This is a genomic window from Acidithrix ferrooxidans (assembly GCF_000949295.1).
Lineage (GTDB): Bacteria > Actinomycetota > Acidimicrobiia > Acidimicrobiales > Acidimicrobiaceae > Acidithrix > Acidithrix ferrooxidans.
In genome coordinates, this window is record NZ_JXYS01000007.1 from 19,180 (window position 1) to 37,256 (window position 18,077).

Genomic DNA, 18,077 nt, shown 5'->3' on the forward strand with positions numbered 1-18,077 from the left:
GTGGTTTGCGTATGTGATGGTTGGTCTTTGAAACTTTTACGGACTCTTTTGGACTTCCCGTGCTAGGTGTTGATTTCAGAGCGTAAAATTGGCGGGTGAAGGTGAGTTGCTGACCCCCGAAGATAAAGAGCAGCGGGCCTGCCTCCGCGGTTTCCTGGGACTCCTGCCTTGCCAGCAGGAAGGACAAACCCTTTGGTTGAGAGCACTTTGCGTCGAAAGTTGGCAACATCAGGAGCCTTGCCCCAAACTGCCTCGTAAACTCCTCGGATGTCGGCTAGTGAGAATGGCTCGTTTACGAATGCGGTCGCTAGTGTTGTGTATTCCAATTTTGATCGAACGCGTTCGATAGCATCCGTGACAATAGTGTCATGATCGAAAGCCAGCGGGATCCTCTCTGCCTTGTCACCGCGTCCAAGTGCCAGTGAATCCACGGGCCAAAACTTTGCTTGAGACACATCTCCTCCGGCAACTGGTCGATCTAAGTTTGCCACAAGAGCCACGTGTGCTACTGAGACGACTCTCATCCTGGGATCACGCTTTGGGTTGCCGTAGGTTCCTAGTTGTTCGAGGTGCATTTCACTTGCGTCTAACCCAGTTTCTTCGGTGAGTTCGCGCCGGGCGGCATCTTCAACATCTTCTTCGGGAAGGACAAATCCACCTGGAAGTGCCCAGTAATTCGAGAAAGGATCCTCGCCTCTGCAAATTAAAAGCACACAGAGTTTTCCATAATTCACGGTAAAGATCGCCAGGTCGACCGTTAGTGCAAATTGGGGTTGATGGGTCTGATTTGTTCGGGTCATTATCAATTCGTAAGGAATCTTGTAACGGTTGATTGCAATTGGTACCTTGATATCAGAGTTGACTATAGATCTACGAGTTGATTTTATCTCATTTTGTGAATCTTGACTAAAGAAAGTTCCAGACTCCCACCTCGCTTGGTGCCGTGACGGCTCTGAGTAATTTAATACTAGGGCAAGCGCGCTGAGCAACGATGATTATTTTGATCAATGGACTAAAAGAACCATATGCTTAGTTATCTTTATTAGAAATAAGTATGACAATTATGGACGTGTAAATGAAAATCGAGATCTTCGCAGATATAGTCTGTCCATGGTGTTTCGTTGGGCGTCGGCGACTAGATGAGGCGCTTACCTATTTCGACCATAGTGACGATGTCGTTATCTCCTATAGAAGCTTCGAGCTCGACCCAGGTGCGCAACTTTATTCAGGTGCATCGATTGTTGAGCTGATTTCGAAAAAGTACAACGTTACGCTCGAAGAGGCTAGGGGCTTCAATGAGAATCTTCTAAATATTGGCGTGGAACTTGGAATTGACTTCGACTTTGAGAAGATGTCGCCTACAAATAGCTTCGATGCTCACCGTCTGGTTCAGTTGGCCATCAAAAGTGGCCTTGGAGAAGAGATGGTGGAATCTTTGATGAAAGGATACTTCGAAGATGGTGCATTGATTTCGGATCATGAACAACTCGCTAGCATGGCCAGTCGCGCTGGAATGGACTTCTCGCGTGTGAGTGAAGTTTTAGGGAGCGATGAGTTTGCCATAGAGGTCCGACGAGACGAATCTTTTGCTGCCTCGATTGGTGTAAGCGGTGTGCCCTTCTATTTGATCGAAGATAAATATGCGATATCGGGTGCTCAGGATACTATGACTTTTGTCTCTGCTATGACGGCGGTATGGTCTAAGCTCAAATGACTCCAAATTTGGAGATACTTTGCCACATGGATATAGCCCTAGCTCGAACACTATTTCGACTTGAAGGCCGTTTTAGCCATCATTGAGATCACAAATGTTGCCTTTTGCTTGAGGTCCAAAGTCTAGGGTGGCTGATTTGTTCGAGTGGTTGGAAATTATTGGCGCTAGCTCTTTCTTCCTACGATCGAACATTGGCACAGCCTAGAGGAGTTGGCCGTTTTTTTTGGATTAAATTTGCCTTGTCTTGATTTGGGGTCGGCAGTTTTTTGATTACGCGCTTGATTCTGAATTACGCACTAGTGATTTTGCCTTTGATACAGGGATGTCATGGTTATGTAATCTTTCTCTGTAACTTTTCTTCTTGAGATCTCCTAACTAATTTGATCGAATTCAGATTTACCCAAACGAACCTTTGTGTTGGTTGTATGCTTCGATCTGTAAGAGACTGATATATCCGGGGTAATGACTATGGATTTTGAATATAGCCCGAAGGCAAAGGACCTACAAAATCGTCTTTTGGCCTTCATGGACGAAGCTGTATACCCAGCTGAAGAGGTGTACGAGGAGCAAATGAGAAGCTCTGGTGATCCTCATTTTTATCCTCCGATAATTGAAGATTTGAAGAGCCAAGCTCGCTCGCGAGGTCTGTGGAACTTGTTTTTGCCACACAAGACTGAATGGACCGAGGGACTCTCTAATCTCGACTATGCGCCACTTGCGGAGATTTCAGGGCGTAGCCATTTGGCACCAGAAGCGATCAATTGTGCCGCTCCAGACACGGGGAATATGGAAATCCTCACAATGTTTGGAACAGAGGAACAGAAGGAAGAGTGGTTGAGGCCACTGCTTCATGGCGAGATCCGATCGTGTTTTTCTATGACCGAACCAGCGGTAGCCTCGAGTGATGCTTCCAATATCGAATGTTCGATTACCCGAGATGGTGACGAATACGTTATAAATGGGCGCAAGTGGTGGTCTTCTGGAGCCTCATCGTCGCGTTGTAAAGTGGCAATAGTTATGGGTAAGACCGATCCCAAGGCCTCTCCTTATCAGCAGCAATCTATGATTTTGGTACCTCTGGATACCCCTGGGGTTAAGTTGATCAGAGACCTGACAGTATTTGGCTATACCGACAGGGAGGGCCACGGAGAGATTCACTACGACAACGTCCGGGTTCCAATATCGAATCTTCTTGGAGAAGAGGGTAGCGGTTTCGCAATTGCTCAAGCTCGTTTAGGACCAGGGCGCATCCATCACACGATGCGTTCCATAGGTGCCGCAGAGAGAGCCTTAGCACTTATGTGCAAGCGAGCACGAAGCAGAGTGGCCTTTGGTAAAACTTTGGCAGAGCAAGGCACAATTCAGACTTGGATTGCGGATTCTAGAATAGAGATTGACCAAGCTAGGCTTTTGACATTGTATGCAGCTTGGCTGATGGATACCGTTGGAAATAAAGGGGCGCGAACCGAAGTCTCTGAGATCAAAGTGGTCGCACCTAATGTTGCTCTTAGGGTGATTGACCGTGCTATTCAAGTTTACGGGGGCGCTGGCGTTAGCGAAGATACTCCGTTGGCAAGGATGTACGCCGGTCAAAGGACATTGAGGCTGGCCGATGGTCCAGACGAGGTGCATCGCATGACTATCGCCCGCCGAGAGCTTAGAAAACACGAATAGTATCCCTAGCTTTTGATATCTGGTTGCCTTGATAATGCGCCCAACGTTGACTAAGCCGTAATGATTCGGCGAGGTCAGCGTTGGGCGTAGATTATTGTCCCTTAGCGCGTTTCTCGTTATGAATCGGCGGCTTTCTCAGTTGAAGCCTTTTGTAATAAAAGTTCCTGATAGTTCAGCTTTGGAAAGATAACAGATTTTGGGTAAATTTTATGATCTCACAAGGTGGCGTCTTTGAACCTTCTAACCAAGTCATAGTCTTACTTGATTCTGGTTTTGTGCCCCTTTATCCAGGAGAAGACAAGTAGGGCCAATTGTTCTGGTGGCGCTTCAACTAAACTTCCTACATATGCTTTTAATGAGCAAATGTTTAGGCGGATAAGGTGGGAAATCGTTTTGGGCAAGGCAGAACCACGATCTCAAGATAACGAGACCAGCAAAGTTGATCCAGAGTTTTCCAGCGAGAGGGTGCAGGGATATCTCGCGGAAGCTGTAGCGATTACAAATGAAAGCACCGAAACGGCCGAGGCGCTCGCATTCGTGGAGGAGATGCAGGCTAAGATCGATTCCCGCGTAAAAACCCTTAGAGCCTCTGGCGCATATCCACCTTCTCTTTTGGCTCGCGTAAATGGCTACTATGAGTCGCTAAAGCCAATTGGAAGTGGGCACTCTAAAGCGGACTTCGAAAAGATACTTCTTATCACCGATCGTGTTGCCTACATGGATGTAGATGTGCCCACTGGATCGTCTAAGCCGGGAGTTTCCTATGTAAAAAAGGTATTACGTATGGCAATGGCCTGGTACCTCAATTACATGGCACAACAATTCAATAATTTTACATCGAATTTAATGCGGCTTTTGACGGTAGTCGATCATCGTTTGACTGCGTTAGAGGAAAAGGCCGTTACCATTGAATCGCCCAAGCTCGATATCGTCGGAGTAACCGCATCATTGGTCTTACATGCGTCATTGGTTGATGAGATTGTGGGCGAACTCACAAACGTCAATGGTCGAATCCTGGTAGCCGAATTTGGAAGAGCGCAAGTGCTTGAGGCACTTGCCTCTGAGAAGAAGGATTTTTATGGGATCGAGACTAGGACGGAGTTCTTGGATCTAGGCGAGTTGGCTTCTTATGATGTTCGCCAAAGTAGCATCCTTGAGCACCTCTTGGCAGTCGGCAATTCATCTCTTGATGGGTTGGTGGTAAGCGGAATTGTAGATAGGGGATCAATTCAAGAAAAGACCGCTTTGCTTTTTGGAGCGAAAAGAGTGTTAAATCAAGGGTCCAAATTGATTCTCGTGAGTTCAACGATGGAGCACTTTTCCAAAGTCGAGAACCATATGGAGTTTGATCTGTCTATCGGTCGCCCATTTTCTAGTTCGACTTGGACCTCGATCTTGACCAAACTCGGGTTTTCTCACGTGAAGGTCGTGGAAGCAAAGGATGGCTGTGGCTATTTAGTGATTGCGAATAATACTAAAGTCTCGCCTTTATCTTCGTTGGCGGATTTTGGTATCAAAGAGAACAAGCCCGATAATTAGTTTGCGTCTCGCCAGCGTAAGGTGCGTAGTGTTTTACTTACCCTATGGATTTTGGTTCCGTTGTTTTTATAAGGAGCTAGTTAGCTTTTGATTGCTTCCTGGCAATTATTAATAAGTTTTAGTTGGCAGATGATTTTGGATTGTAGGACCCAGTAGTGGCGGGAATTCATCAATTTATACCAGTTCTATCGCGGGGCGATGGCACCTCTAACAATGCGTTAGCGATCACACGACGTATTCGGGAAGTTGGCATTGACTCTAGGATCTATCTCGTTGAAAATTTTTCAGGTGAGGAAGGTTATTTCTATAGCGACTATCTGAAGGTGATGGATCCCCAAGATATACTCATCTATCACCTAGCTACTTCTTCACCGATTCCTATATTTTTGGATTCGCTGCCCAATAGGGTTGTGGTTCTATATCAAAATTTGACTCCCGCCTCCTATTTTGCGCCTTACGATCTCCTTGGGGCGGTTGGGCAGGAGCAAGCTCGCGCAGAGCTCTCTTTGCTCGCTCGAAGATCGACAATGGGAATTGCTCCTTCCCGCTTCAATGGCAACGATATGATTGAATGCGGATACGCAAATGTAGAACAGGTTCCTATAATCTTTGACACCTCTGATTTTATGGGTGAACGAGACCCAGCAGTTGAGCGGATGCTTTGGGATATCAATCAGAGGGGTTTTTCTAATTGGTTATTTGTGGGAAGAATCGTTCCCAATAAGGCACAAGAACACCTAATAATGGCTCTTGGTGCACATAGAGAAATCTATGGTGACAATGCGATGCTGCACATTGTCGGTCGTCCAACATATCCAGCCTATTTGGACTCTCTCTATCGCCTCGCCGTCGAATTGGGGCTAGACAAAAGGGTAAACTTTGTCCTTGGTGTATCACCTAAAGAGCTAGCGAGCTTTTATGCAATGGCGGATTTGTTTATATCTGCTTCTGAACACGAGGGGTTTGGCATGCCGCTCGTGGAGGCAATGTTTCATGGATTGCCAGTTCTAGCTTATGGTAAGGCGGCGGTTCCAGAGACTGTGGGCAAGGGTGGCATTGTCCTAGATACTCGGGATCCGATAGTAGTTGCTTCTTGGGCGCATGAGATCACCAACTCATATTCTCTTTCGAGCGCGATGGCTGAACTTGGTCGAAGTCGCCTTATGGAGCTTGCTCCTTCTGAGACTGTAGCTATCTTGGATAAAGTTTTAGAGAAGTTACTTTCGGAATGTGGTCTTGATGGGCTAGGAGATTTTTCAAGACCATCTTCGCTCATAGCCGATAAAGGCTCCAATGGTATTTTAGGCTCGCAACCATTGGTCAACTCGAGTAGAGATTGATCGATGCATTCGTCGAAGTTTAGAGTAACTTTTGTAGTTCCACGTTATGGCAAAGAAGTATTTGGCGGAGCAGAAAATGCGGCTCGGATGTTGGCTGAAGCCTTGGCAACACGCGAAGAGCTAGAGGTAAATGTCCTTACTACCACGGCTTTATCTCATCTTGATTGGTCGAATAACCTTCCCCCGGGATCGTCGTTGCTAAACAATGTCTCCATTGAACGATTCTCCATCGATGCTGGCCGTAGAAGCGACTTTGAATATATTTCGCGAAGGATGCTGTCAGCGCCTAAGTCTTTTAGCCGACAAGAATCATTGGATTTGATCAATTGGCAAGGGCCAGTATCAAATCAACTTATTGAGTCGATAGCAACCTGTGACTCTGATGTTGTAGTTTTTTATCCCTACCTCTACCATACAACGGTACAGGGAGTACTCAGTTGTCCAGTACCCAGCGTCCTTCATCCTGCAGCTCACGATGAGCCGATTATAGATCTAGCTATCTACAGAGATGTATTCGCTAAGGTTCAGGGTCTTGTTTATCATACTTATGCCGAGCGCGCCATCGTCGAGCGGCGATTTGGAGTCGCCTCCAAGAAGAGTATCGATCTTGGCATGGGTTTTCGGACTTATGAAGGTCTCAGGGGTAATGTGTGTGAGCGGTCTGGATTGAACGGGAAGGAGTTCATCCTTTGTTTGGGGCGCGTGGAAGCGAAAAAGGGATCGGTGCTTCTGGCAAGACTCTTTCATGAATACAAGGTTCGCAACCGAAGTGGAGTGCAACTTGTGTTCGCGGGTGCGATTTCAGAGGCCGGTCCGGAATTTGTGGATGTGAGATACTTGGGAGAGGTTTCGGAAGCGGACAAGGCGGAGCTGTTGGAAAAGGCCACGATTGTGATATCTCCATCAGCATATGAGTCATTTGGTATTGTCCTTCTTGAAGCTTGGAATGCATCCAAGGCTGTAATTGTCAATAGGGATTGTGCTGCAACTTACGAACTGGCTCGTTCTTCAAGGGGTGCATTGTCTTTTGAGGATTATGGGACATTCGAGGAATCTCTTCATGTTTTGTTGGAGAATAGAAAATATCGCGACCTCTTGGCGAAAAATGGCAAGCGTTATATACGGCAAAACTTCTCCTGGGACGTCCTCGCTAAGCGGTACTTGGATTTTTTGCGTTCGGTCGCAAGGGTATGATTAGATATTTAAATATTTAAGATAATGTAGATCGATCCTTTATGATCTATTGATTATTACTAAAGTTGCTTATTCAAAGAGAATCGCGGACAACTACTCTTTTGCGAAATTGTCATGTTTTTTCTGGGTTAGTTTCTGTCGTTTTACACACTCCTTGATGAGGATGGACTAATTAATTAGGTTGGAAAATCATAATTAGTGCTGTCATTTTGGGTGAAGTTGTCAATTTAAAGTTTGTTGGCGTCAGGCCCATCTATGGACATCGCAGATATGATTGCATGATTTTTGCCTTTAGTTTTTCTGATTGCCGTTCGGTGGATTTTAAATATGACGCTATTTTTGATAAAAAGATCGATTAATGATGCATATTTTTAAGGCTGTAATTGTTTCCATGACTGTTTGGAATCTTACTGAAGGAAGACCTTTGTCTTGGATTCGATCCTGATTTTAGATTCTTTTTCGTCCAGTTTGACCCGTTTTGTCGAATCAATGGTTTGGATATTTCTTTTGGACTGGTCGCAACGATGACTTTATGCTATCTTACCCGTTGGATTATTTATTTGCGGAGATACCTATGATCGAAGTTCAATTGCAGATATGGTTTAAGACCTCCATCGATGATATCTATCTCTGGTTCTAAGTGTTCTATTAATTATGGGTTAGCGATGTTCATCTCGCAGACAACTATAGAGTTCTAAAGTAAGGTTGAGGTTTTATGTATTTTTCGAAGTATGAGTATCTTTTATTCGAACGAAAAGAAAATGGAGTACTGTTAATAACTATAAATAGACCTGAGAAATTTAACGCTACTAATGAAATTGGCCACGGTGAGCTAGCGCGAATATGGCGGGATGTTTCTGAGGATCATTTAACAAAAGTTGCAGTTATTACTGGATCGGGAAAGGCTTTTAGCGCCGGAGGCGATCTGGATATGGTCTTGAATATGGCCGGTAACTATGAGAGAGTAAATCACATGTTGCGTGAGATGAGCGATATGGTTTACAACATAATCAACTGCGAGAAGCCCATAATATCGGCCATAAATGGAGTGGCAGTCGGTGCCGGTGCAGTGGTTGCACTCTTGGCTGATATCTCAATCTGTGCTCTAGATGCCAAGATAGGTGATGGACACGTGAAGCTCGGCGTGGCGGCGGGAGATCATGCATCAATTTTGTGGCCATTGCTTGGAGGGATAGCAAGAGCGCGTTACTACCTTCTTACAGGAGAGATGATCACGGGTGAGGAGGCGGAGAGGATTGGAATGGTCTCCAAAGCGCTTCCAAAACAAGAGGTCCTAGATGAGGCGTTACGCGTCGCCGATGGGTTGGCTAAGGGCTCGCAAGATGCGATTAGGTTGACCAAGAAAGCAATAAATGGATGGTTGCGTAATGCGGGTCAGATCTTTGATACCTCTGCTGCATATGAGATGTTGACCTTTATGGGTCCGGATGTCGTAGAAGGTGTGGCGGCGTTGCGCGAAAAGCGCGCTCCATCATTTCCTTCATCTATATAGTTAAAAGCTTTTATGAAGGCTCCTATCAAAGCTAGGGTTGCTACCAAAGGGTCGAAACCTAAAAGGAACTGAACAGCTTCGATCGCAATTGTCATTCCCATGATTGGATTTAGAGGATTGAAATGAAGAATAATTCAAATGTCGACTATGACGCTGAGCACGAGGCGTTTGGTGAGATCGTTGAGGTATTTATAGCTCGAAGTGTTGAGCCGCACTATCAAAGATGGGAGCAGCAAGGTATAATCGACCGAACTCTCTTTTTGGAGGCAGGCCGGCAGGGTTTATTGGCTTTTGGTGTCGGAGAGGAGTATGGTGGCGCGGGAGTCAATGACTTTCGCTACAACGCAATCTTGAATCGTGGCCTTTCAAATGGAGGTTATGCCGGGGTTGCACTCGCTTTGAGCCTTCAAAATGATGTCGTCCTACCATATTTTACAGATCTAACCAATGATGAACAAAAGGAGCGGTGGCTGCCATCTATCGTGGCTGGTGAGTCGGTGATAGCAATAGCAATGACGGAACCCAACACAGGTAGTGATTTGTCGGGAATTTCGACTAGCGCTCATAGGGACGGGGACTACTTTATCCTAAATGGTGCAAAGACCTTTATCTCCAATGGTCAAAATGCTGATTTGATAGTCGTGGCTGTACGAACGTCGCCGGATCCACATAGAGGGCTTTCGCTTTTGGTCGTTGAATCAGCCACGCCGGGTTTTTTTCGCGGTAGGAATTTGGACAAGATAGGACTTCATTCCCAAGATACCAGCGAGCTCTCTTTTGTGGATGCACGAGTGCCCGCTAAGAATTTACTCGGAGAGGTCAATAGGGGATTTTATTATTTGGTGCGGAATCTGCCACAAGAGCGGCTTTCTCTCGCCCTTGGAGCCGTGGGAGCAGCCGAAGGCGTTTTTGATTTGACGCTCGCTTATACCAAGGAACGTTTTGCATTTGGACAAGCCATAGGCAGCTTTCAGAGTTCGAAGTTTACGTTAGCTGAGCTTGCCACTGATATTGACGTTGGTAGGACCTATGTTGAAGATTGTTTATTTAGCCATTTGAGGGGCGCGCTGTCCCCAGGTAGAGCAGCCAAGGTGAAGCTTTGGACTACTGAGATGCAACTGCGAGTCGTCGATCGAGCGGTTCAGTTGTTTGGTGGATATGGTTATATGCGTGAATTTCCAGTAGCCCGCGCATATGTAGATGCCCGAGTTCAGACAATCTACGGCGGTACTTCTGAGATTATGAAAGAGATCATTGCTAAAGATCTCGGACTTTGAGACTGGTTCGCCATGGCATTACTCACCCATGTTCAAAAATGCCCTTTAAGTCGCGAGCAAGAATTAGGTTGCAATTCATGGGCAACAGCATTTTTTCGCATTTTAACGCAGTTGGGTGCAAAATGCGGATATCAAGGGAGATCTATGGCAATCTAAATGATTGATGCTGTAACTTGGTGTTGATCGAGATATTTTTTCGTGGCCGGCCTATGTCGTGGCCGGCCTATGGCCACTTGGTGTTGGAATTGACATTTCCAACACCAAGTGGCCGTGCGGCTAGATTGCATCCCCTGAATCTGGGTCAAAGAAGTGGAGTTTTTCTATATTGACGGTAAGGTCGATATAGCTTCCCGCAGTAACGTCCAAGTCGGGTGAAAGCCGAGCGACTCCTCGAGCGTATTTATTGCCCGGGTTGTCGAGTTGAATTTCATCTAATTTATCTTCTTCTGGGGTCTCGCCCTCCACCTTGACGGATGTCGCCTCTATCTGAAAGTGGGCGAGTATCTCCGAGCCGAGAACTTCAGATATGTCAACTTTGACCCGAAGGCGGTTGGTTGCTTCTTGACTACTCGAATTCAGCGCGAGATCCTCCGGGCGGATTCCAACTATTACTTTACGATCGCGGTACTCCGTCAACGTGGAATGTTTCTTCAAAAGGCCAGGAGAAAGTGCTAGCTTCTGTGATCCAATCGTCAGGTTTGTTAGGTCTCCTGCGATAGTTGCGTGGTAGAGGTTCATGGATGGTGAGCCGATAAAAGCAGCTACAAATAAGTTTTTTGGAGAGTTGTATAGGGCAGAAGGCGTATCAATCTGCTGGAGGATGCCGCCGTTCATAACAGCAACCCTGTCGCCCATTGTCATTGCTTCCACCTGGTCGTGGGTTACATAGATAGTAGCAGTACCAAGGGCACGTTGTATTCTAGAGACCTCTGCTCTCATCTGAACCCGCAATTTTGCATCCAGATTCGATAGGGGCTCATCCATTAGGAAGACTGCAGGATCTCTGACAAGGGCTCGTCCCATTGCAACTCTTTGGCGTTGACCCCCTGAGAGTTGAGCGGGCTTTCGATCTAGATACTCTGTCAGACTCAACTTGGCGGCTGCTTCTTTGACTTTCGCCTCTATCTGGTCCTTGGAGAGCTTTTGAAGTTTGAGCGCAAAGCCGATGTTTTCGGCTACGGTCATATGGGGATATAGCGCGTAGTTCTGAAAGACCATCGCAATGTTGCGCTCTTTGGGTGATGTTTCGTTGACTCGCTTGCCACCTACCCTTAATTCGCCCGAAGTTATCGTCTCAAGTCCTGCGACCATTCGTAGTGCTGTGGTCTTACCGCAGCCAGAGGGTCCAACAAGAATTAGAAATTCACCATCAGACACCTCGAGATTGAGCTCGCGGACGGCAACATATCCGTTTGCGTACGTTTTTGAGAGCCGATCGAGAGTTACGTTGGCCAAGGCCTTCCCCTTCCATGTGCATGGTTAGATATCTTTACATAGGTTTAAGGCGCTTGAAATGAAGTAGGGCTGCGTGGAAAATATGGATCCAGCCATCTCATCCTTTAAATTTATCACATTTTGAGCGTGCATGGGCGAAGTTTTGGAAAGTTTTTACGTTATATGGGTGGCTCATCTTCAAGGCGACTGAAAGCCCCCAAGAACAATCTCTTAAAGTTGATACGTTAATGTGGTCGAGATGGTCGAGTGTCTAGTGTTACAAAGCTCTAGGAGACAATTGCAAAAGTAGATCTTTAGCTGTTTTGGATTTAAAGCTCCGCACTTAATGCTAAATAAGGCATAGCAACCCCACTCCGAGTCAAAAATACCTCCCGAAAGAGTTGATTTCCGAATCGTGCGATTTTCTCCTAGGGGAGTCATTCTGGCCAAGATCAGCCTTTTTTAGGAGATTGGCCAGAATGATTGAGGCGAGAAGATAGACCATAAGCTGGCGACATTGTTTCATGGCGTTTGAATCGCTAGTTAAAGCTGGGCTATTCAAGTCAAATGCCCTTCGAAGGTCCTCTTCGAAGTTGAGCGGCCAACTTTCGGCGGGTTCACGAACAGCGCAATAGGGTTAGATCAAAGGGAGCTTCAATTGCGTGCCTGGGTGATTTTTTCGAAGTTGCATTCGCCTCTTGGGTCGAAAATTTAGGTAAGGCGAAAATGGAATCAAAATCGTTTATTTTGCCATCGGCAATACTCTTTTAGTGACGGTTTTCGAAGTTCCAAAGATCTAAGATCATCTCCTCTAGGTCGGGCTTAGTGGGAACCCATCCGAGCTCTTGTCTTATTTTTTTGCTTGAGGCGACAAGGCTCGGTGCATCGCCCTGGCGACGAGGTGCAAACTCAACCTTTGGAGTCTTTCCTGTCACATTTTTTATTGCATCGATGACCTCGAGATTGGAGAATCCATCACCATTGCCTAGGTTGAAGATGTTATGGTTCGAGCTTTTCATCTTCTCTAGTGCCAGTTTGGCGGCAAGTGCCAAGTCGACGACGTGAATGTAGTCCCTAATGCAGGTGCCGTCTGGGGTTGGATAGTCCGACCCAAAGATTTTGATAACCCTTCCTTCGACTATTGATTTAAGGGCCGTTGGTATCAGGTGGGTCTCTGGGTTATGCCTCTCACCGGCACCACGATAAGCACCAGTTACATTAAAGAAACGCAAGCTAGCTGCACTTAATCCGTGAGCTTGGGCCTCGGAGGCGATAGCCATGTCCATAGTAAGTTTTGTCATACCGTAGGTGTTGAGCGGATTGGGAGGGGTATCCTCGGTGATTGGGCTCTGGCCTGCCCTGCCATATACCGCAGCTGTGGATGCAAAGACTAATTTTGGAATCTCTAATTTTCGCATTCCATCTAGTAACTTGATTGTTCCGATCACATTGTTGTGCCAATAGAGTTCGGGATTAGAGACCGACTCTTCAACCCTAGAGTGAGCAGCCATGTGAACTACGGCGTCGAATTGGTTGGTTTCGGTAAAATATTTAGGCAAATCGGATATTTCACCCTGTACAAAGATAGCACCTTGAGGCACTGCATCTAAATAACCACGTGATAGGTTGTCTAAGACAGTGACAGTGTCACCTTGGTCAAGGAAGTAGCGAGCCATTACGCTTCCGATATAACCGGCTCCGCCAGTAACCAGAATTTTCATCTTTTAGTACCTCGTTTTGAATTAGCTTGGCCCGATGTGCCAATTGGAATTGTTTCGACGCCCATAATTTATTGATCTAGAGGTTGAATTATGGGTGTTACTGGTGCTTGAGACTGGCACTTGGGCGCTAAGGATATCTTCGCGTGGGCAATGCTAGCCAGCAACGCTTATCTTAGGAGTTTTTGAAAGGTTGGATAGTAGATTTCCGCTCCTCAATAGGCAAGCCGAAACAGCTAAGCACCAGCTCTTGATTGATCTTGGGAGCTCAATTAGGAGCTGGTGCTTGTCGACTGTCATGAGGCTGGTTTGAATCTTTGGCCCGAGGCATTTCGGACGTTTACTCATAAGTAACGAAGAACTCCTTTTAGGCTCAGCTCTTTATGAGATTGGGTTCAATGCCCCATGTGAAACTCTTGGTCTCTTCTGGTTCAAGTTTTATCAAATCTACGCCGGAGTTAAAGGCATCCGGTGGTGCGCTCATTGGTTCAATCGCTATTGAGTGGCGGCGTCTCTTTGCATCAGGCAGGGTGTCGCCACTGTAGAGTTGCAGATATTGGTAGGACTCGTCCATCCAAAGTGTTGTCTTGGAGTCAGTATCGTTTGAAAGAGTAATCCTTGCTAACCCATCTTTGTCGCGATCAATATCGCTAAAGGTGTGGTCCAAGGCCACCGATGCGATCTTTTTATTTTTCCTGAAGTCATAGATGGTATCTTCCACCTCTTTCTTTGCGATTGGAATCGCCTGATCGTCCTTTTCAAAGTAGGAGTGTGCAGGGCTTTGTAGCTTCAATTGGTCGATTTTTTCACCAAATAATGATATATATGGATGTGCTCCGGTGGCTAGTGGCGCCGGGGTGTCGCCTATATTTTTGATTGTCGTTTCTACTCTAAGGCCAGCTTCTCCTATGTCGTATCTGATTTGACATAGCAACATGAATGGCCACGATGTCGTTGGAGGCAGGAATAACTCGTATGTAACCGATTCTTGGGTTGAACGAACTAATTCGAAGTTTTGCCAACGGGTGAGGCCGTGGATCGCATTGTTATTTCGTGCCTCACTCAAGTCGAGCTGGTAGGCTTTGCCGGCCCAATGATAGCGCGCCCCACGGATCCGATTTGGCCATGGGATCATGGTTTGGCCTCGTGTACTGTCTGCTATCGAGTTTTCTTCGAAGCCCTCGACTACCTCAGTCTCATCTTTTGTATATCTTCTAAGGCCACCTCCGACCGAAGTGGTTGTGACCTTTTGATCACCGAATGATATCGTGGCTTGATTGCCTGATGGTGGACGCATTTTAGTCATGGTGTTCCTTGTCTTTTTAGCCAGGGCGATCGCACTCAATTAGCATAATTTGTTAGTCTCAAAGCTATTTCAAAGATTCAATTCTCGCATGTGAAGTGCTGGGGCGAAATATTGGTGCTTATTGGACTTGTTGTGAAATATATTGAACTGAAGCAACTCGAGGAGATGGAACCGCTGGAGCCGTCTCTGCTGGAGTAATCAACTCGCGCACCTTGGCGATAGCCCATTCGTCCAATGACGATATTGGGTCAGAAAAGGTGCGTAATCCGTTGGTGGAGGCGACGGCATCAGCTATCAATTCTCGATTTTCGATTGAGGGCCGCAAAAGAAGGCAGTCCGGGTCGTTTACCCAGAATCTACCATGTAGTGCTCGGCGAGCCCGGCTGTTGAGAATCGCCGCGCGAGATCCGGGTTGGCTTAGGTCTTGTTCGGGTGGGTCCCATAGCGGAGAGATATCGGGCGAGATCCTCATGGCGTCTACCAACCCGACGCTCGAGAGTATTGGTGCGCCACAACCGACTATGGTGGCTTCATCACCGACACATTCCCTTATGGAAGCCATTGCTTGACGATATGCAACTTCACTAGGGATATCTCGATTGCGGTTACCTTCCATAGCGCCGGCATAGAGGAAGTCAAGTTTAAAGTAGGTGACACCTAACTCCTTTAACATCGTGAAGGTCTCTAGAAGGTAGTCCATCGCGCCGTTTGCAGTCGTGTCAAGGGCTAATAGCGACTGGTTCCAGTTGAAGCCTGCATCAGCGCCCCCTAGAATCCAACTCGGGTTTTTTTCGGCCAACTGGGAGTTGGCCCCGACCAAAAATGGCGCGAGCCAAATGCCGGATTCTTTGCCGGCCTCCTTGATCGTGGCTATAGTGCTTTTTAGATCGCCAAAGCGTTTTGATATGGTCCAGTCACCTATTGCTTCTTGCCACCCATCGTCGATTTGAATTGTGGTTATGGGTAGTTGTGCCCTGGTGATGTCGCCTAGCGCTCCGACGATGTCGTTTTGTGTGACGTTGAACCAGTAGCAATACCATGAACACCATGCGGGTGCAATTGCCTTTAGCGGTTGGAGTTCCATCTTTGAAAGAATCAATTCAGCCCACCCGCTAAGGGCATCTTCGATCGTTACGGCGCTTGGCCAACTTCGAGCTTCAATTGGTAGATTGGATGAAATGACCAGGTGTTTATTACCTTTGGGCGTTGCTAATATGTGGGGGATTTGACCCTGTATGTCTGCCACGCCGAAGCTAACGATCGGCCTTCCATCTCCAGGGTTGACAATAAGCACCCCGTCGCTTTGAAAGCAATTTGAGGGGTCAACGAATTCAGGGCGATATGCCATCGCTTGCCATATTTTTTTGAGCGGTCGCGGTGATGTTGACTTGAAAGAATATGACCCCGATGGACTCCAGGATTGCCAACCGAGTTCGTAAACTAAGGCACGGTCGGGGTCGATTTCGATATCGGCAATCTCGTCAAAGTGCAAAGAAACCATGTGATCTAGAACTCCCTATGCTGCTGGGCCAAATATAACAGTTGTTCCACTTATTATGGTAGTTTTTGTTAGATTTTAAAAATCTTATATGCTGGTCAACTTTTGCTGTGTATTGCCTGATAGTTAGAATGAAAATCAGGCATTTTACAATAAAAAATATCGAAAAAAGACTACATATGTATTTCTATTGTGGGGTATCTCGATTCTATGGCGACTATTGACTAGGGGGGCGTGGGGATATATCGCTATTTGCGTTGGTTGCTTGAGATCTTTTAGGCAGCGATAAGAAAATATTTTAAATTTTTTGCTGCTCATTGGCAATAATTTTGCGATAAATGAGATTTTTTGTTAACTTGATGTTGCATTGATGTTTCGGATATGTTAGTTTTTGTTTGGAAGCAAGAGCTTCCGTGGGGTCCGTTGCTCGAAACAATGTTTGGGTAACGGGAAAAATACAAGGGGGACAACACCATGAGCTACAAGAGCTCAATCAAGCGATTCCTTACTAAGAGCGGAAAAGGAGTAGCCCTTTCGCTCTCTGTGGCTACATTGGCGGCAGCTTGTGGCTCGACGACGGCTAGCAGTTCCACCACTGCGGCTCCAGCGACGACCCAAGCAGGCGTGGTTCACCTGACCTTTTGGTCTTGGGTACCTGGCCTTCAAACGTCGGTCAATCTTTGGAACAAATCGCATCCAAATATTCAAGTCAAACTAGACGAAGTTACTTCAGGCGCAGCTGGAACCTATGCCAAGATGTTTAGTGCCTTGCAAGCTGGTACTGCACCAGATCTTGGTCAGGTTGAATATCCGGTTATTCCCAACTTTGAGCACGTAGGTGGCTTGGTAAATCTTGCAAACTATGGTGCAGCATCTTACAAGAGCAAGTTTGTGCCATGGACCTGGAATCAGGTAAGCCAGGGGTCTGCGGTCTATGCTATTCCTCAAGATACCGGTCCTATGGGTCTTTTCTATCGTGCAGATCTCTTCACAAAATACGGTTTGACGGTTCCAACTACATGGGCTCAATATCTCGCTGATGCTCAGAAGCTTCACGCCGCCAATCCAAATGCCTATATCGCGGCCTTCCCGGCATCGGATTCAGCATGGTTCTCGGCACTTGCGTGGCAAGCGGGCGCGAAGTGGTTTTCCACTAAGGGTAATTCATGGGTTGTAAATATGGCAGACCCGGCAACTCTACAAGTGGCGAAATTGTGGCAGACTATGGTTGCGGATCATCTTGTCAAAGTTGAGCCGGACTTTGCAACTGGCTGGTATAAGGACTTGTCAGATGGCACAATTTTGACTTGGCCAACTGCAGTATGGGGTCAAAATACCATCGCCACCAACGCTTCAACGACTTCAGGAGATTGGCGAGTTGCTCCAATGCCAAACTGGACCTCCACTCCTAGCAATGGTAACTGGGGTGGCTCAACTACCGCAGTCTTCAAGGGAACAAAGTATCCAGCACAAGCGGCACAGTTCGCTGAGTGGCTAAATACAAACAGCGGAAGTCTTAACAATATGATCACAACGGGTGGCCTTTATCCAGCTGATATCGCTGGACAGTCCCTGCCTGCTGATAATTCGCCCGTTGCATTCTATGGTGGTCAAAATATCTGGAAAGTATTCAAGGCTGGATCTGCGATCGTAAACACCAACTTCCTCTGGGGACCATTGATGAGCACGACCTTTACTCAGTTGAATGATGCCTTTGCTAAGGCGACGACTGGAACCGGTACTATCGGATCTGCGGTCTCATCTGCTCAGGCATCTACAGTAACATCCATGAAGCAGCAAGGCTTCTCGGTTATCACCGGTTAGGAAGTACCAAAAGGATCGGATTAGGTTGTGGTAGTTCACTTTTAGG

At 46.7% G+C, this 18,077-nt stretch carries 13 protein-coding genes; 8 read left to right on the forward strand and 5 right to left on the reverse strand.

What is annotated here, in order from left to right:
• Nucleotides 1–62: 62 nt before the first annotated feature.
• Complete coding sequence (locus tag AXFE_RS01640) at nt 63–800, reverse strand: NUDIX hydrolase (RefSeq protein ID WP_052604198.1); 738 nt, start codon at nt 798–800, stop codon at nt 63–65.
• 275 nt (nt 801–1,075) lie between these two features.
• Here AXFE_RS01640 and AXFE_RS01645 point away from each other — a divergent pair, with 275 nt between their 5' ends.
• The 7 genes from AXFE_RS01645 to AXFE_RS01675 all read left to right on the forward strand — a co-directional run bounded on the left by AXFE_RS01645 (nt 1,076) and on the right by AXFE_RS01675 (nt 10,251).
• Complete coding sequence (locus tag AXFE_RS01645) at nt 1,076–1,714, forward strand: DsbA family oxidoreductase (protein ID WP_052604156.1); 639 nt, start codon at nt 1,076–1,078, stop codon at nt 1,712–1,714.
• Between the two features lie 468 nt (nt 1,715–2,182).
• Nucleotides 2,183–3,388 (forward strand): acyl-CoA dehydrogenase family protein, encoded by a 1,206-nt coding sequence (locus AXFE_RS01650; RefSeq protein ID WP_200891155.1) that lies wholly within the window; start codon nt 2,183–2,185, stop codon nt 3,386–3,388.
• A 393-nt stretch (nt 3,389–3,781) separates the two neighbouring features.
• On the forward strand, nt 3,782–4,927 hold the full coding sequence (locus tag AXFE_RS01655) for a hypothetical protein (protein ID WP_052604158.1): 1,146 nt from the start codon (nt 3,782–3,784) through the stop codon (nt 4,925–4,927).
• A gap of 155 nt (nt 4,928–5,082) precedes the next feature.
• Entirely contained in the window at nt 5,083–6,267 is a 1,185-nt protein-coding gene (locus tag AXFE_RS01660; RefSeq protein ID WP_052604159.1) for a glycosyltransferase family 4 protein, read from the forward strand.
• A 3-nt stretch (nt 6,268–6,270) separates the two neighbouring features.
• Nucleotides 6,271–7,461, forward strand: coding sequence for a glycosyltransferase family 4 protein (locus AXFE_RS01665; protein ID WP_052604160.1), 1,191 nt, complete (start codon nt 6,271–6,273; stop codon nt 7,459–7,461).
• 715 nt (nt 7,462–8,176) lie between these two features.
• Nucleotides 8,177–8,974, forward strand: a complete 798-nt coding sequence (locus tag AXFE_RS01670) for an enoyl-CoA hydratase/isomerase family protein (RefSeq protein WP_052604161.1) — start codon at nt 8,177–8,179, stop codon at nt 8,972–8,974.
• Between the two features lie 122 nt (nt 8,975–9,096).
• On the forward strand, nt 9,097–10,251 hold the full coding sequence (locus tag AXFE_RS01675) for an acyl-CoA dehydrogenase family protein (protein WP_052604162.1): 1,155 nt from the start codon (nt 9,097–9,099) through the stop codon (nt 10,249–10,251).
• Nucleotides 10,252–10,527: 276 nt separating this feature from the next.
• Here the strand turns inward: AXFE_RS01675 and AXFE_RS01680 are convergent, their stop codons facing one another.
• The 4 genes from AXFE_RS01680 to AXFE_RS01705 all read right to left on the reverse strand — a co-directional run bounded on the left by AXFE_RS01680 (nt 10,528) and on the right by AXFE_RS01705 (nt 16,210).
• Nucleotides 10,528–11,706: an ABC transporter ATP-binding protein gene (locus tag AXFE_RS01680; RefSeq protein WP_052604163.1), complete on the reverse strand. Its 1,179-nt coding sequence runs from the start codon at nt 11,704–11,706 to the stop codon at nt 10,528–10,530.
• A gap of 746 nt (nt 11,707–12,452) precedes the next feature.
• Complete coding sequence (galE, locus tag AXFE_RS01690) at nt 12,453–13,406, reverse strand: UDP-glucose 4-epimerase GalE (RefSeq protein ID WP_052604165.1); 954 nt, start codon at nt 13,404–13,406, stop codon at nt 12,453–12,455.
• A 370-nt stretch (nt 13,407–13,776) separates the two neighbouring features.
• Entirely contained in the window at nt 13,777–14,709 is a 933-nt protein-coding gene (locus AXFE_RS01700; RefSeq protein ID WP_082058392.1) for an aldose 1-epimerase family protein, read from the reverse strand.
• 118 nt (nt 14,710–14,827) lie between these two features.
• Nucleotides 14,828–16,210, reverse strand: coding sequence for a glycoside hydrolase family 36 protein (locus tag AXFE_RS01705; RefSeq protein WP_052604168.1), 1,383 nt, complete (start codon nt 16,208–16,210; stop codon nt 14,828–14,830).
• Nucleotides 16,211–16,681: 471 nt separating this feature from the next.
• Between AXFE_RS01705 and AXFE_RS01710 the strand changes: the two genes are divergently transcribed.
• A complete protein-coding gene (locus AXFE_RS01710; protein WP_052604169.1) occupies nt 16,682–18,031 on the forward strand; it encodes an ABC transporter substrate-binding protein in 1,350 nt (449 codons plus the stop codon).
• The last annotated feature ends 46 nt before the right edge of the window (nt 18,032–18,077 follow it).

Coding starts and splice junctions, on each gene's coding strand:
- AXFE_RS01640 (WP_052604198.1), bottom strand. CDS start 800: ATGACCCGAACAAATCAGACCCATCAACCCCAATTTGCACTAACGGTC.
- AXFE_RS01645 (WP_052604156.1), top strand. CDS start 1,076: ATGAAAATCGAGATCTTCGCAGATATAGTCTGTCCATGGTGTTTCGTT.
- AXFE_RS01650 (WP_200891155.1), top strand. CDS start 2,183: ATGGATTTTGAATATAGCCCGAAGGCAAAGGACCTACAAAATCGTCTT.
- AXFE_RS01665 (WP_052604160.1), top strand. CDS start 6,271: ATGCATTCGTCGAAGTTTAGAGTAACTTTTGTAGTTCCACGTTATGGC.
- AXFE_RS01670 (WP_052604161.1), top strand. CDS start 8,177: ATGTATTTTTCGAAGTATGAGTATCTTTTATTCGAACGAAAAGAAAAT.
- AXFE_RS01675 (WP_052604162.1), top strand. CDS start 9,097: ATGAAGAATAATTCAAATGTCGACTATGACGCTGAGCACGAGGCGTTT.
- galE (WP_052604165.1), bottom strand. CDS start 13,406: ATGAAAATTCTGGTTACTGGCGGAGCCGGTTATATCGGAAGCGTAATG.
- AXFE_RS01700 (WP_082058392.1), bottom strand. CDS start 14,709: ATGACTAAAATGCGTCCACCATCAGGCAATCAAGCCACGATATCATTC.
- AXFE_RS01705 (WP_052604168.1), bottom strand. CDS start 16,210: ATGGTTTCTTTGCACTTTGACGAGATTGCCGATATCGAAATCGACCCC.
- AXFE_RS01710 (WP_052604169.1), top strand. CDS start 16,682: ATGAGCTACAAGAGCTCAATCAAGCGATTCCTTACTAAGAGCGGAAAA.